The 15,982-nt window shown below is 29.1% G+C and carries 13 protein-coding genes; 1 reads left to right on the top strand and 12 read right to left on the bottom strand.

The window, feature by feature from the left end; translation table 11 throughout:
- Window positions 1-10: 10 nt before the first annotated feature.
- The 11 genes from IO99_RS14900 to IO99_RS14845 form a co-directional block, all read right to left on the bottom strand.
- The gene (locus tag IO99_RS14900) at window positions 11-1,789 is read right to left on the bottom strand and encodes a heme NO-binding domain-containing protein (protein ID WP_035134819.1); all 1,779 of its coding nucleotides are present in this window, start codon (window positions 1,787-1,789) and stop codon (window positions 11-13) included.
- A gap of 34 nt (window positions 1,790-1,823) precedes the next feature.
- Window positions 1,824-3,335, bottom strand: coding sequence for a HAMP domain-containing sensor histidine kinase (locus IO99_RS14895; RefSeq protein ID WP_035134817.1), 1,512 nt, complete (start codon window positions 3,333-3,335; stop codon window positions 1,824-1,826).
- A 1-nt stretch (window position 3,336) separates the two neighbouring features.
- Window positions 3,337-4,014 (bottom strand): response regulator transcription factor, encoded by a 678-nt coding sequence (locus IO99_RS14890; RefSeq protein WP_035134815.1) that lies wholly within the window; start codon window positions 4,012-4,014, stop codon window positions 3,337-3,339.
- A gap of 162 nt (window positions 4,015-4,176) precedes the next feature.
- Window positions 4,177-5,541: a peptidoglycan-binding protein gene (locus tag IO99_RS14885; protein WP_035134814.1), complete on the bottom strand. Its 1,365-nt coding sequence runs from the start codon at window positions 5,539-5,541 to the stop codon at window positions 4,177-4,179.
- A gap of 93 nt (window positions 5,542-5,634) precedes the next feature.
- A complete protein-coding gene (locus tag IO99_RS14880; RefSeq protein ID WP_084178201.1) occupies window positions 5,635-7,350 on the bottom strand; it encodes a S8 family peptidase in 1,716 nt (571 codons plus the stop codon).
- Window positions 7,351-7,415: 65 nt separating this feature from the next.
- A complete protein-coding gene (locus tag IO99_RS14875) occupies window positions 7,416-8,108 on the bottom strand; it encodes a helix-turn-helix domain-containing protein (RefSeq protein WP_035134812.1) in 693 nt (230 codons plus the stop codon).
- An 83-nt stretch (window positions 8,109-8,191) separates the two neighbouring features.
- Window positions 8,192-8,563 carry a DUF3783 domain-containing protein gene (locus IO99_RS14870; RefSeq protein WP_035134810.1) on the bottom strand — a complete coding sequence of 124 codons (372 nt, stop codon included), beginning with the start codon at window positions 8,561-8,563 and terminating at the stop codon, window positions 8,192-8,194.
- Between the two features lie 15 nt (window positions 8,564-8,578).
- Window positions 8,579-9,094 (bottom strand): peptidylprolyl isomerase, encoded by a 516-nt coding sequence (locus IO99_RS14865; protein ID WP_035134808.1) that lies wholly within the window; start codon window positions 9,092-9,094, stop codon window positions 8,579-8,581.
- An 80-nt stretch (window positions 9,095-9,174) separates the two neighbouring features.
- On the bottom strand, window positions 9,175-9,963 hold the full coding sequence (gene murI, locus IO99_RS14860) for a glutamate racemase (RefSeq protein WP_035134806.1): 789 nt from the start codon (window positions 9,961-9,963) through the stop codon (window positions 9,175-9,177).
- A gap of 193 nt (window positions 9,964-10,156) precedes the next feature.
- Window positions 10,157-10,690: a TDE2712 family protein gene (locus IO99_RS14855; protein ID WP_035134804.1), complete on the bottom strand. Its 534-nt coding sequence runs from the start codon at window positions 10,688-10,690 to the stop codon at window positions 10,157-10,159.
- A 651-nt stretch (window positions 10,691-11,341) separates the two neighbouring features.
- On the bottom strand, window positions 11,342-12,844 hold the full coding sequence (locus IO99_RS14845; RefSeq protein WP_035134801.1) for a LexA family protein: 1,503 nt from the start codon (window positions 12,842-12,844) through the stop codon (window positions 11,342-11,344).
- Between the two features lie 197 nt (window positions 12,845-13,041).
- Between IO99_RS14845 and IO99_RS14840 the strand changes: the two genes are divergently transcribed.
- Window positions 13,042-14,610 (top strand): MutS-related protein, encoded by a 1,569-nt coding sequence (locus tag IO99_RS14840; RefSeq protein ID WP_156964379.1) that lies wholly within the window; start codon window positions 13,042-13,044, stop codon window positions 14,608-14,610.
- 93 nt (window positions 14,611-14,703) lie between these two features.
- Here IO99_RS14840 and IO99_RS14835 read toward each other — a convergent pair whose 3' ends face one another.
- A complete protein-coding gene (locus tag IO99_RS14835; RefSeq protein ID WP_035134797.1) occupies window positions 14,704-15,804 on the bottom strand; it encodes an ion channel in 1,101 nt (366 codons plus the stop codon).
- Window positions 15,805-15,982 lie beyond the last annotated feature (178 nt).

The following is a 15,982-nucleotide window of genomic DNA, read 5'->3' as shown; positions in this document are numbered from 1 at the left end:
TTATCATTAATTATACATCTAGTGTACTTCTAAAATATTCTGTAATTCTTTGAACCTCTCCTATAGCTTCTGTAAGTTTAATCATTTCATCAGTATAGGTATTTACACTAGCACTAACTTCTTGAGATGATGCAGAATTTTCTTCTGCAATAGCTGCTAATGATTCCACATTGTCATACATTCCTTCTATAGCTTTTACTTCTCTACCTAAATCATTGATTGTAGTAATCATTGATTCTGATACTTTATCAACAGCAGTAGTAGTACCCGCACTTATATCTCTAATTCTTTCTAATCCATCAGTTTGTTTTTCAAGGGCTACATACTGTTCATCTATACTATCTACAGTATATTTAATATCCTCTGCAAATTCTTTAAGATTTAAATTAATTTCTTCAACAGCATCTTTAGTTTGTTCTGCAAGCTTTCTTACCTCTTCTGCAACAACAGCAAAACCTCTACCATGTTCTCCAGCTCTAGCTGCTTCTATAGAAGCATTTAATGCTAAAAGATTTGTCATGTCGGAAATTTGAGCTACTATTGATACTATATTAGTAATATCACTAGCTTTATTGTTTAACTTTATTCCAGTTTCTTTTACTTCTTGGAATTTGTCTAATGTTTTTTGAATATTATTACTTACAGTCTTTATTTCATCAAACCCAGCAGTAATTTTCGTTATAGTATCTTCCATAGCTAATTTATTTTCATTTTCACTATTTACTAAGTTATTTAAAGCTCTAATATTATCATTCAATCCTGATGCTACTCTTTCTGTATTGTTGGCTTGGTCCACACTAGTTTCTGACATTTGTTCTACTACTGTAGATATTTCTTTAGATGAGCCTTCCATTACATTTGAAATAGCTTTAACCTTATTAAGATATTCTACCATCTCACTAACATTAGCATCAAACTCTGTCATATCCATTGAAGATATATTAGTTCCTGATTTTATAACTTCATATAATCCTTCAAGCTCGTCCTTGGTGCTGATAACATCATATGACCTTTCCTTATCTTCTTTTAGTCCAGTGATAGCTTTAACAGGTCTTAATAATAAATATGTACCTATAAAGGTTACTACTGTAGCTACAGCTGTAATTTCTAAAGCTGGAACTATGCTTTTAACTCCAAGTATTAATGTTGATCCAATAAGAGTTAATATAAAAGTAAATACAGATGCCTTAACTGATAATGATTTTATAAATCCAAAGGATAAGATTTTATTAAATCCATAACTTTTTTTGCTATTTATTTCTTTTTCAAAAGTCACTTCCACTTTCATCACATCTCCAGACTTTTCTAAAATTTCATACTCTAATTGTTCATTAAAATATTCAAAAGTTCCTTCAAGCATACCTAAGAAATAATCAAACATCTTTCTTTTAGATGAATAAGTCATCACCGCTTTTCTTTTAGATGTCTGAACAATATCTACTGCTGGTGGCTTAGCTCCTGAAATTTTCTTAGTTATTGCTATATGTATATCGTTTAGTGATTTTAAAAATTCATATGCACTTCTCTTTTTAAAGTATATTGGATATACATTAACAAAAGATTGTATATTGTCTTTTCCTATATCATTCCATAATTTCTCTTTAGTTAAACTTCTAGTTTCTGATAGTTTAGATATAAACTTAGCTATTACTTTGTCGTCTACTTCTTCTAGTGGAGAAAATATCTTATTTGTCTCCCATCCAGCATGGTTCATAGCTTCATTTACTTGTGAATCATTATAAAGCTTTCTACAAGTATTTAGCCATATTGATACAACTGTGCCCTTCATAATTAATACCCCTCTTTTCTATGGCTATAGTATATTAGCACTGATTTGGCAATTCAAAATAGAATCTTACACCTCTTTTGGTATTTTCAACTCCATATTTGCCGTGGTGCAAATCTACTATATTTTTAACAATTGATAGTCCAAGTCCTGTACCACTATCTTTTCTATTTCTTGACTTATCTATCTTATAAAATTTATCCCATATCTTATCAATTTCTTCCTTATTAATAAGCTCACCTGTATTTTCAAAAGATAATTGAGTCATATTTCCCCGTGGGTACATCCCAACAAATATACTTCCCTCACAGGGAGTATGCCTTATTGCATTAGTAAGAAAATTGGTTATTACTTGTTCTACCTTAAATGCATCCCCATAAATTTGTTTCTCATATAGATTCAAATCTATTTTTATATTCTTATTATCGATACTATGATGTAATTTCTTTACAACATTTTTCACTAAATTATCAATAAAAAATAATTCTTTATTAAGGATTACCTTTCCACTTTCCAAAGATGATATTTGAAGCATATCTCTAACTAAATTACTCATCTTATCCGATTCCTCTATAATTACATTTAATGATGAATTCATATTGTCTTCTAAAAATACTCCATCCTTAATACCTTCTGCATAACCTTTTATTAAAGTAATAGGGGTTTTTAATTCATGCGATACATCTGCTATAAATTCTTTTCTCATAATCTCAATTTCTCTTTCTCTGTGGATATCATTTTGTAGTTTTCTATTAACTTCTTTTAATGAATTTAAAGAACTATCCAAGTTTTGTCCTAAAAAATTTAATGTTTCCCCAAGGTTTCCAATTTCATCTTCATATACCATAGTACATCTTTGACTAAAATCTAAATTACTCATTCTTACAGCCACTTTATTTATTTCTCTTAATGGCTTTGTAATAAATTTCGAATAAATTAATGCTAATGCAACTATTACTACTATAGCCCCTAAGTAAAAATACTTATAAAATATCCCTATAACCCCCATGGCTTCTTTTACATATTGTAAAGATGTAAATCCTACTATTATATTATTCTCATGTAGAAGTGCAGAAGCTAAATATTTAGTGTTCTCGCCATTCTTAAATGAAATAGTTACCTGTTTTTTATTAATCATCTCGTTTAATAGTTCCGGGTCTGTCTTTATAGTTTTAATAACATAATTAAATATTTCTGTATTTTTACTATCTATAGTTTCTGAGTCAGTTTTAAAGGTCACTATAATATTATTTTCTGTGTTTACCACTCCTATAGATGTGTTATAATTATTCTCAAACTTCTTAATACTCTCTATTATTTCCCTTTCATCCTTTGGATTACTTAGCGTATCTCTAAACTTTATCACATTACTTTTAATATCATTTTCCTTTTTATCATTATATATCTTTTCAAACAATATTCTCTGACTTAAAAGAGTAATAGTCAAAAATGCTATAAACACCACAGTAGTTACAACAAACATTTTCAATGTAATGCTTCTTTCTATATTTTCCTTTATCTTTTTATAATAGTTAATTATTTTATTCATACTAAACCTCTATCTTATAACCAAAGCCTCTTACTGTTACTATCACTTTATTCATGTGCTTTAGCTTCTCTCTAAGTCTCTTAATCGTAGTATCAACTACACGTATATCTCCTTCAAAATCATAACCCCATATTTTTGTAAGAATTTGCTCTCTAGTAAGAACTATATTTTTATTTTTCAGGAAATATATAAGCAAAGAAAATTCTGTTGGTGAAAGATTAATTTCTTCATCACTTACCATAACTCTATGACCTTCTTCATCTATATAAAGATTCCCTATCACAATTCCCGTACTTTTATCTATACTACTTCCATAGCTCCTCTTTATTAATGCTTTAATTTTAGCTACTAAAACCTTTGGACTAAAGGGCTTTGTTTCATAATTATCTGCACCAAATCCCAACGCTAAAAGCTTATCTTCTTCCTCTTCCTTTGCACTAAGCATTATTACTGGTATATTCCATCTATTTCTTATAACCTTTAATGTCTCAAATCCATCTAAAACAGGCATCATTATATCTAGTACTACTAAATTTACTGATTCTCTCTCCATAATCTCTATAGCTTCTTTACCATTAGAGCTATGTAATGTTTTAAATCCTTCCTTTTTTAAATAAGCTTCCAACAAGTTTCTAATATTTTCTTCATCATCAACTAATAATACCTTTATATTATCCATATCCTTAACTCCTTGTATATCTCTTCTTAACAATAATTATACCTTATTTTATACTCCATAATTATTTACTTGAATATTTTATTAAAATATTTTTTGCATGTTGTTTTTATATGCAAAAATGAACTCCGAGATAACTTCGAAGTTCATTAATAGATTATATACTCAATTTTTAGGATATTTAATTCTAGGTAAATCCGGTGCATCTTTATATGGCCAATGTGGAACAAAGTATGAATATTCAATTTCTTCCTCATGAACACTTCTTAATTCTGCGATTTTAGTTACTCCTGTATATATAGCTGAAATCTTATACCATGTAGCATAATCTACTTCACCTGTCTGCGGAAGACCAAATACCTGTTGAAATACTTTTACTTGATTGGCAGTTGTAGAACCATACTTTCCATCAATAGCCACTTTAGGTATTAGAGGATAATTTTGTGCTATTCTATTTAAAAAGGTTTGAGTGGTTCTAACTGGCTCTCCACTGGCTCCCTGTCGTAAAGTAAAACCCGGATATGACCTTGGACTTCCAGAAACCTTTTCAGCTCTTTCAAGAACTATATCACTTCCATAGAAATTTCTTAATATATCATATGGAATCCATCCTTGAGCCCCTAAATCCTTACTGCCCCATTGAGTAAGCCATCCTGGGCACTGAACATTTCTACCATCACAGTATTGCGTAAGTAAAGGTTGTTTAGCTCCCGACCTCTTTACATAGGTAGCAAATAACTCATCTACTATCCTACTTATGTTATCAAATATGTTTCTTCCGTAAACAAAAGCTTGATCATAGGCTGTAGAATTTGTTACGTCAAAATTAAACCCCTTACTTCTATACCATTCTGTGTATATTCTATTTAAAGTAAATGAAATAATACAGTATACATTAGCTCTTATAGTTGCTTCTGGCCAAGTTGCATAAATTTCACAACTAGCTACATTTTTTATATAGTCTGTATATGGAACAGTATAATTTGGTGCTGCTGTATTAGTTGGTGCCCCTGCATGTACGATTATAAACTCTGGTACAACCGGCTCTGGCAAAACTACAAAACCACTTGGTGGAGGTGGCAAAGCTTTATTAGGGTCCTCAGGTATCTTAGGTGGAAAATCACCAAATTGAACATTAGGTGGAATCTCTATAACCCTGACTACCTGTACATCTTCATCCTCTGTGATCTCTCTATTAAGACTTGTTGGAATCAGATTACATATCTGTAACGCTGTTTGTCGCGGCAACACTTGGCATCCTCTTATATTTATTTCATCAAAGCCTTCTGCCGTTACATCTATATCATAAAGGGCATAAGGTATAAGGGTATTATCTGGATTTAATGACCTTTCTATTTCTGGAGTTTCTAATTCTATAGTCTCCGTTTGTCCCTCTGGATTAGTAGTTAGGGTAGTAACTTGCTCTCTAGTTTCTCCATCTGTTCTTGATACCGTAATATTGGCATTACTTATTGGTATAGCTGTATTTACTCTATACACTTGAACCTGCAACCTACCTATGTCTGCCATAAATTTCTCCTTAAAATAATACTTCAATATATATATTATGATGACTATTATAGAAAAGTTACATATTCTTTATAGGAAAATTGTAATTTATTCCTACCTTGAAGCTACTTCGTTATTCCATACCCTAAGAGCTCCTGCAAGACATAAAGTACCATATCCCCAACTATTATTAGGATACTGTACATCTACTCTACTTCTATTGGCTCCTTTTAATAAAAAGTATTTTACTCTTTCTCCATACAAATAAGGATCATTTCCTTCTATAATTCCAAATTCCATTAAAAGTCCACATGCCCCTGCCACCTGAGGTGTAGCCATTGATGTTCCTGACCGTGGCTCAAATCCACCTCCCGGAGTAGATGATTCTATATTTTCTCCAGGTGCTACTAAATCAGGTTTTACAGGGTTTAGTTCAGCATTTCCTCTTCCAGAGAATGGTGATATAGTAGAGTTTATAAAATTATAACTACCAACGGTTATTACATCTGGTACAGTTCCCGGTATACCTAATGTATTAGCAGTACTAGGTCCTAAGAATCTTGTAGCAATATTTAATCCTTCTGCAATAGGTAACCACATGTCATAACTTCCTAGAACATTTTCATTAGTAGTCATGTTCATAGTCCATATTCCACTAGCTATGCTTTCTTCTCCTACTCCTGAAAGTACAATTATTATTTCACCATCTATACTAAAAGGTGTCGGTCCTGTATTGAAAACAAAATACTCAGTATTACCTATTCTTCCTTGATTTAATGCATTGGTTAATCTTAATTCACCACTACTAGTTCCACTTGGTGATATAAGATTTAAGTTAATATCCTTTAAAAATGACTTAAATAACTGTATTATTAATACTCTCTCATCTATTCCAACATTAAATCGTATTTCTTGTGATTTAACTAATTCACCACCAACATGGTGTGCTCTATCCCCTTCATTTCCTGCTGCTACAACTATGTTAACTCTTTGCACTGTAGAAACTATACCTATATATTGCTCTAACAAACTATTTCCAGTATGTGCTCCATCATTCGTGCTAAAACTTATGTTTATAACAAGGGGCTTATTTAATTCATAAGCTTTATCAATTAAGAATTTAATCCCTCTCATTAACTGAGTACTTTTTGCTCCCTGACCTCCTATCTCTCTTGTCATTTTAACCATGGCTATAGAACTTTTAGGAGCTACCCCATAAAACCTCCTTGGTATATTTCCTCCAGCACAAGCTATCCCCGCTACATGCGTCCCATGACCTGCCCTATCAAAGTGAGGTACTAATGAGTATGGATCTGGACTTCTTAAAGCTGCATTTATCTCTTCTCTTGTATAAATCCTTCTATTTTCATATAAATCATAAATAAAATCAATCCTTGTATCTCCATTCTCAAGTCTAAATGATTGATTTACATAATCTATTCCAGAATCTATAAATCCTATAAGTACACCTTCCCCCTCTAATCCATAATTGGTATTTACTTCTGTTATACATGAAGCTCTATTACTAGGTTCAAAGGATAAAAATAAATTTTTAGGTAACTCTATATAGTTGATTTCTCTTATTCCTATTAGCTTTTCAATATCCCCTCTAGGTATAGTTATAATTCCATAACCAAAATCTAAATCTTCAAAGGTACCTCCAATAGCATTTATTTTCTCTTCCATTACCTCTGGTGTCCCACTATAAAGTATAATTAATTCAATGTTAGTTTCTTCAACATTTCCAATTCCATATCCATATATAATTTCATTTCTTATACTCTCTGGTACATTTATAAGTAAATTTAATAACCCATCAGCCTTTTGCACACCCATACCTCCAAATTCTTATATAGTTATAGTATGAATGTATATTAAAAATGTTATTAAATTGATTATAGTTGAATTTCTAATCTATTTAATTTTGCAACAACTTTTACATCTTTAGGATGAGCTGTTTCTGTACGAACCATATTTTTATTACTTATTATTAAAACCTTATTACTATCTAGCTTCTTTAACTGTCTTATCACTCTTTCTCCATTTACATCCATGAGATATATCTTATTATTTTCTATTTCAGAAGTTAGGTTAGCAAATGCTAAATCTCCTTGACAAATTCTAAATCCTAATAAATCATCGTTTTCAATTTTAATATATAGCACCTTATCCTGAGCATATCCTTCTATTTTATTTGATATAACAGGTAACTCTTTTTTTCCTATAGGCTTGTTTAAATCATAGCTATAAATTCCTACAGACTTAAGAACAGAACTAAATGCATCATTCCATACTTCATTTATAGTTTCTTTTACTTTATTACCCTTCGCTAAATTATGTGTCTTTAAATTACTTTCTGAAGATTTTCTTTCTTCATAAGCTATATTATCAAACAGCGTAGTCATTTCTGCAAGATCTCCACCTAAAACCTTACCTACTCTTTCTATAAACTTTTCTTCTACAACTTTTCTTCCATTCTCAACATCATTTATATAGTTTTCTGATACTCCAAGCTTCTTAGCAAGTTGCTTTTGAGTCATTCCCTTAGCATTTCTTCCTTGTTTAATTCTTTCTCCAACAGTACTCATTCTTAATTATCCTCCCTGTATCTCCTTAATCTAAATAGAAATCCTCTAGTCCTAGAGGATTTCTAAATTATTAGACTTAAAAATTATTTTTGATAATATTGTCTCTCTTTTACTAAATGATCTATCAATTCATGAAGAGTCATTTTAACAGAATTAGGTGTAGTAGACGCTAATATTGGTTTTGCACCTAAAACTTCTCTAACCTTTTTAACAGCTTGTTGAAGATAAACACCTAAAAATCCATTAAATATAATAACTTTTTCTTCGGGTAGTTTAGTATCACTATCTGATAAGCTCTCTTCTTTTAATATATGCTCTAAAGTATATTCTCCCATATTTTCATTTATTGATACACATGGTTTTATACATATATCTTTGAATTTTATATTTAGTTTATCTATCTCTTCATCATTAAGCCCATAAGCTATAATTAATCTATCTTTAAGTATATTCATATTAAATACCTTCCATTATAATTTTTCTGGTTCTCCGTAGTTTACATCAAAAGTTTCTACAGTTACAGATTTTATAACTTGATCTTCATATGGTCTATCTCTTCTATCTGTTTGAGAGCTTACTATTTCATCCGCTACATCTTGACCGTCTATTAATTTACCAAAGGCAGCATAGCTTCCATCTAGGTGTGGTGAATCTGCAACCATTATAAAAAATTGAGAACCCGCTGAATCTGGATGTTGAGCTCTAGCCATTGATAAAACACCCTTAGTATGTTTTAAATCATTTTTAAATCCATTTCCACTAAATTCTCCTTTAATTGAATATCCTGGTCCGCCCATTCCTGATTTTTCTGGACAACCACCCTGAATCATAAAACCTGGTATTACTCTATGGAAAATTAATTCATCATAAAATCCCTTATAAGCTAAGTCTATAAAGTTTTTTACTGTATTGGGAGCTATTTCAGGATATAATTCCGCCTTCATTATTTTTCCGTTTTCCATTTCAAAAGTTACTATTGGATTCATACATCTTCCCCTTTTCTTTCTTTATATTATTTATTCTTTAATTATTTTTATGTAATTTATTATACTTATGATAAACAGAGTTATTTGCGGTTTTTATCTGCATCAAGCAACTTATATGACAATTCTATTAAATTTTTATCATCCTTAGAATTATATATTTTAACAGTGCCTTGTTCATTATTAGTATTTAATAAACCTTTTTGATCTAACTTACGCTTCAATTGTTTTACTGTTCCTAAACTACCATCTATAATAGCAACATCATCATTTATAACATTCACTAATGCTTCTTTAATAAATGGATAATGAGTACATCCAAGAACCACAGAGGACACTCTCTCTTTAGGTACATCTTTAAACCTATTTCTTAAATACCCCTCTACAACTTCACCCTTAATATTTCCACCTTCAATAATTTCCACCAGACCATCACATGGCATTGAAATAATGTCAGAAGCCTTATTATATCTTTCTCTTAGTTTACTAAATTTATTCTCAGATAAAGTCATTGGTGTAGCCATTATTACTATTATTCCGTTACCATAATTCTCTACTGCCGGCTTTAAAGCTGGCTCTATTCCAATTATGGGGATTTCTTTATAAATCCTTCTTAATTCATCGATTGCAATACTAGTAGCAGTATTACACGCCACTACTATAGCTTTCACATTCATAGAAATAAGCTTATCTACCATATTAAAGGTTAACTTTCTAACTTCCTCTGGAGTTTTCACTCCATAGGGTGCATTTAAAGAATCTCCTATATATATGTAGTTTTCTTTAGGTAGTAGCTTCACTGCTTCCTTTAGGACACTAATACCTCCAACCCCTGAATCAAAAAATCCTATACTAAAATTAGTTTTGTCCATACTTCATTACACCACACTACTTAGTTTTTAGATATTTCTTCATATATTCTATAACTATAATACTACAGCTAAAAGATTATTAAAAGTATGAGACATGCATTATGTAAAAATATAGTTAAAAAAGAGCATTGTTTATGACTAATTTAGGTCATCTTACAACACCCTTTCTTTAATTAATTTTACAGTATTCTCACTATTGTAATACTTCCTTAATCTTTTCTTTAATATATTCTATTATTTCTATATCTCCAATAGTTGCTTTGCCATCCATTAAATCAATCTTTATTCTAAAGAAATTTATAACTAGCTTGTTTCCTGAGATTATATATTCATCAGAATGTAATGGTGAGAAAATAACTTCTACTTCATCATAATTATGTTTATTTTCTACCTTCTGAAATTCACTTGCTAATGAATCTAAATTTAATACTTTTAGTGGTGCTGCCATTGCATGTGTAAATTCTAAGTCTTCCATCATCCACATATTGTTGTTCCAGAACTTCTTTTCTTTTTTAGTTCCATCAAAAGGTTCTCTATTTTTTATAGCGCTTAAAGCACGTCTTACAGATTCTCCATTAAATTCATCATCATAAGCAACAGTTAATCCTGGCATTTTTGCTACATCATAGAAAAATGATTCTGCAATGTTATCCTTTTCAGATGCTGCTTGCCAATAATAAAGCATTGCTTCTACTGCTTCTAAATTTAATCTCACTCTACTTAACATAAAATCTCTCCCTCTCATAATCAGATTAAACCAAACTTCACAGATAATTATACACTATGGCTTAGTAAGTTTCTATGGTTTACATTTTTCTTATTTCCATTACCTAAATGGCTTTTTAATCATATATTATATTAAACTCTTATAATTCAATAAGAATTCATTTTCAAGCGAGGTGAATTTCATGAAAAATACATCAGTAAAAATCACTTTAAAGCTATTTATCTGTGGTATGTTGTGGAGTATTCTAACTTTAGTTATAGCAGGGATATTTACACCACTAACTAACTTTTTTTTTTAAAGATATTATATTTGTAGAAGGCTTAATCATGTTATTAATGTCTATTACATCAGCTATAAACAGTAAATCTTTAGGTATGTCCTATTATATTTTAAATGAAATATATTCTAAATATATGGACAATAAAGTTTTTACAAAAGATAACATTTTTAATACCCTTAATAATATAAATTTCCATCTTTTCTTAAATTGGATTTCTATAGCTATAGGTGGCTTTATAGACATTCTGTTGATCTTTATTTTATAAGCATTATTGAGGCTATAAAATAAAAAGGTAGAGTAAACTTAAATAAATTATTTACTCTACCTGTATTTATAAAAAATTTGTTACTATTTCAAGACTTATATAGGTGTTAGCTAGTAGACTTAATTAACCCTACAGCCTTCCCAATAATATAAGCATTATCCTCTTTAATCTCTATAGGATAGTATTTATCATTTTCTGGCATTAATACTGCCTTATTTCCTTTTAACCATAGCCTCTTAAGGGTAGCTTCTCCATCTATACTTACAGCAACTATCTCATTATGATTTGCCATAGTTTGCTTATTTATAACTATATAATCTCCATCTTCAATATTAGCATTAATCATACTATCCCCTTTAACCTTTAATATAAAAGGTTGTTGTACACCTTTAAGCCAATATATAGGAACATTAAATTGACCTTCCACTTCATCATTAATAGAAATAGGTTGCCCCGCAGCAATCTCATTGTACACTGGAACTTTATTTATTTCCTTATCTCCGATTATCTCACTAGTGGTGTTAGGGTTTAAAATAACTTCATTATAACTACTAGTATCTATGGCAAAATCATGAGATATATTATGTTTTAAATCTACATATTTATAGGTTTCAATATATTCATTATTTTTAACCATTTCATCTTCCTTCAACTCTTTATTAATTTGTTCTTCGATAGTTTGTTCTATAACTTTTTTAGTCACATTTTTCTTTGATACTTTACTACAATTAATAATCTTATATTTATTACTATCAAAAATAGTAACATCCTTGTTCCGTTTAAAGTATTGAAGCCAAGGTTTTGGTGTGTTAATAGGATTAATATTTTTCACCAAAATAAAGTTACTATAAGTAAAATCTTTTAAAAGTCCACGAATAAATTTTACTTCTTCAATGGTTAACTGTTCTACATTATCTATTATTATATGTGCATACTTTAAATCTTTAAGCTTATCTATATTATCATAAACAATTTTAAACTCATCTATATAATCAATTAGTCCATTTTCATCCATGTAATTACAATACCATGAATATAATTTATAAATAGCTTCTCTACTATTAGAATTCTTTCTTAATGAAAACCCTCTTTTTTTCCTATTTAAATTTTGATATTCTTCAAGGGAGCTTATATATAAATGTTTTATATATAAAATTTCATCGAATAAAAAATCTATATTTTTTGTTAATATAACTTTATTTATTCTTCTTTCCTTCTGTCGCAATTCTCCAATTCCTTCTAAAATGAAAGCCTTTGTCACATCCTTATTGCAAAACCTTTTACCTTTCAAAGGGTTGCGTGATGTTATATACTGGAAACATTTATTTATTAATTGTTTTTTACTGCAGATCTCAACATTATTATTTAAATATGTAAAGAACGTATTATCTCTATTTACATCTAGTTTTACCTCTTCTAAAGTATCCCCTAAAACCTCATTAGATATAAACAATATATTTTCATTTTCTCTAATGCAATAATTATCTTGTAAAAATATAGCTCTTGATAAAGCTGCTCTAGTTTTCCCTATACCTTCTTTGCCATTGATTATAAAAAATCTATGCTTCTTATCCTCTTTGAATTTACTTAAAGCCTGTTTAATATCCATAAAATCACCTCCATTCACTGTCTATTCCACTAAAATATATAATTAATATATCTTCTTTTACTACATTTATAATATACCTCATATTATATCATAAACTCTCATATTCTTCCTAAAAAAATAGTAGGTCATCCCTACTTGTTAGACTAAAATGTAATAATGAGTTATAATGTTAAATAATAACATGTATTGGAAGTGATATATTGTCTAAAATCAAACTTAACTATATTAAAGAAGATTCTAAACGAGATAATGAAAGGGTACGTAACTTCAAGTCTATTAGACGGTTATTTGATATCAGACCTAAAACTGAATATTTTCTAGATGAACAAAGTTTCAATGATTTAGATATGAATAGAGTTTATGAAAAATTCGATAGAACCTATAGTAGTGCAGGAGAATCTGCTTTATATTCTATGATAAGGAATATTATTATAGATGAAAAAGAACTTAACAGAAGAAATAATATAATTAGCTTTTTTAAGGATAATGAAGATAAAAAATGCCAGGTTCAAATGCATTTTTTTAATATGGGATTCGATAATAAAGACTGTTTTATAGAAATGCTAGAAACATATCTTAAAGTTAATAAAAGTAAATATTACCTATATACTTTCTTAGGTAAATTTCTTCCTATATTAATAATACTTATATCTATAATGACAAAAAATCCTAAGTATATGTTTGGTTTTGCTATAATTTTATGGGTTAATGCATTCATAAATATGGCTGAAGCTAAAAATATTAAAGATAAGGGATTATTATACCTACGAAAAATAATTGTTACTGCAAAAAAGTTGAAAAATCTTAATATTTCCGAACTTAATGACTATAAATTGCAAATAACCAATATCCTAAACAATATTAAATCTATAGATAGGGGAACTAGACTTGTTGGATTTACCACCATATTTGAAGGTTTCTTTGAGTTCATCTCTGTGCCACTTTTATTAGAAGAAGCCGCTTACTATAAACTTAGTAGTGAACTTAAGGAGAAAAAGAATTACCTCTTAGACTTATATTACATTATTGGAGAAATTGAAGCTTTAGCATCTGTAGCAAGCTATCAAAGTGGGCTTGATACGACATATACTAAGCCGAAATTTTATCAGGAACTAAAGTTAAATATTTCTGAAGGAATTCATCCCCTTGTTAAGAATCCTGTTGCAAATTCCATTAATATTAATAAACATGGTATCATTCTTACGGGTACAAATATGTCTGGAAAATCAACTTTCTTAAGGATGCTAGGAATTAACATAGTATTTGCACAAAGTTTCAATTTTGTACTAGCTAAAAATTACGAAGCTAGCTTTTTCAATGTTGTATCTTCAATTAGTCAAAGCGATGATGTAAATGCAGGAAAAAGCTATTACATGGCAGAGGCTGAATCCATCCTTAGAATTATAAACGCTACTGAAAAACCTCTTCCTATTTTCTGCGCCATAGATGAAATTTTTAGAGGTACAAACCCTGTAGAAAGAATTGCTTCTTCCGCTGAAATCCTAAAATATATTAACTCTAAAAAAACAATTTCTATAGTTGCTACCCATGATAGAGAACTAGCTGATATTCTTAAAGATTACTATGATTTCTTTTATTTCAGTGAAGATGTAAATAATAGCGAAGGACTTTCCTTTGACTACAAACTGAAACAAGGAGTATCCCAAACAAAAAATGCAATAAAACTTTTAAAATATATTGGATATCCAGATGAAATCATAGAAAATTCCTTTGAAAGAGCAAAACATATAGAAGGTTTTATATAACAATAAAACATGGGAGGTCGCTAAAAAGTGACCTCCCATAAAATTTGCCTTACTTTATATTCTATGTACATGCTTTAATAATTGTAATTCTGTTTATCTTGTCATCTTTCTAACTAAAGTAGATGTCAAAATACCTATCATTATAATTCCTATAAGTATTTCTATACTGCTTAGTATAACTCCCATCATATTATATGGCAATAAATCACCATATCCTACTGTAGAAAATGTAACTAAACTAAAGTGAATACAATAAATTATATTTTTAAATAGCATTTTAACAGAAAATTTACCTACTAATCCACTAATTCCAATTACTCCGCTGGAGCAGTTTATACCAGTAATCATGTATAATAAAGCAAATATCAAAATTATAATTAAAGATAACATAAAACTTCTATAAGGCTTTTCACCATAACCACATACTATATTGGCCACGGAAGAATAAAATTTCTTCCTACCTTTAAGTGTCCTATGAAAAGCTAATTTACTTTGATAAAAACACCTACCATATCTTCCACCTACATGATTTCTTAAATATTGTTCTCCAAAATCCATGTAACTAAAACTAATATTTAGATAATTACAATTACATATGCAATTACATGATTCTTTATTATTTCTACAGGTATTATTTTTTTTCATATCCTTATAGTTGAATTTTCCTATATAAGAACCATAATTAAGCTTAGTATAAGATTTCTCATTAATGAACTTTATATCCATGGTTCCTTCCATATCTTTTATTATGCAGTCCATTAAATTACAATCATCTATAAATCTAACCTCAGCATAACTATTTTTTACAAAATTACAACCCTTCATAAAGCTATTTTTAAAATCAACCTTATATAATGAACATTCCTTTATATATAAAGATGAAAAATTACAATTATTAATGTATATTTTGTCTAAAATACAATTATTAAACTCCAAAAAATTTCTTAAATTTATCTTTCCTCTAATAAATCTACAATTTATGAACTTACAATTAATAAATATAACATTTGAAAAGCAACTATTTTCAAAATTCATATTTTTAAATTCACAATTACTATAACATACATCCTCTAACTTAATATTAATATAATCTAATTTCGTATTCCCATTAAGTTTTAAATTTTCATAATTAAATTTTAAGATTTTATCGTAATCAACGTATTTACTACATTTCACACCATAGTCACTACTCATATATACTCCCACCACAATTTTAATAGTATTATTTTATGGAGATGTATTTATTATATTCCCTAAGATAATAATAAATATATTAATAATTAATACAATGTTAAAAATATTCTATTATCTATCTAATTTTCATGATATAATTATTATGTCGATATATATACTTTCTTGGGATACTTGCTCA

Origin of the sequence: Clostridium sulfidigenes (genome assembly GCF_000732635.1) — a bacterium.
Taxonomy (GTDB): Bacteria; Bacillota; Clostridia; order Clostridiales; family Clostridiaceae; genus Clostridium_J; species Clostridium_J sulfidigenes.
The sequence above is the reverse complement of the archived record's forward strand: the minus strand, read 5'-3'. Positions and strand labels throughout refer to the sequence as shown.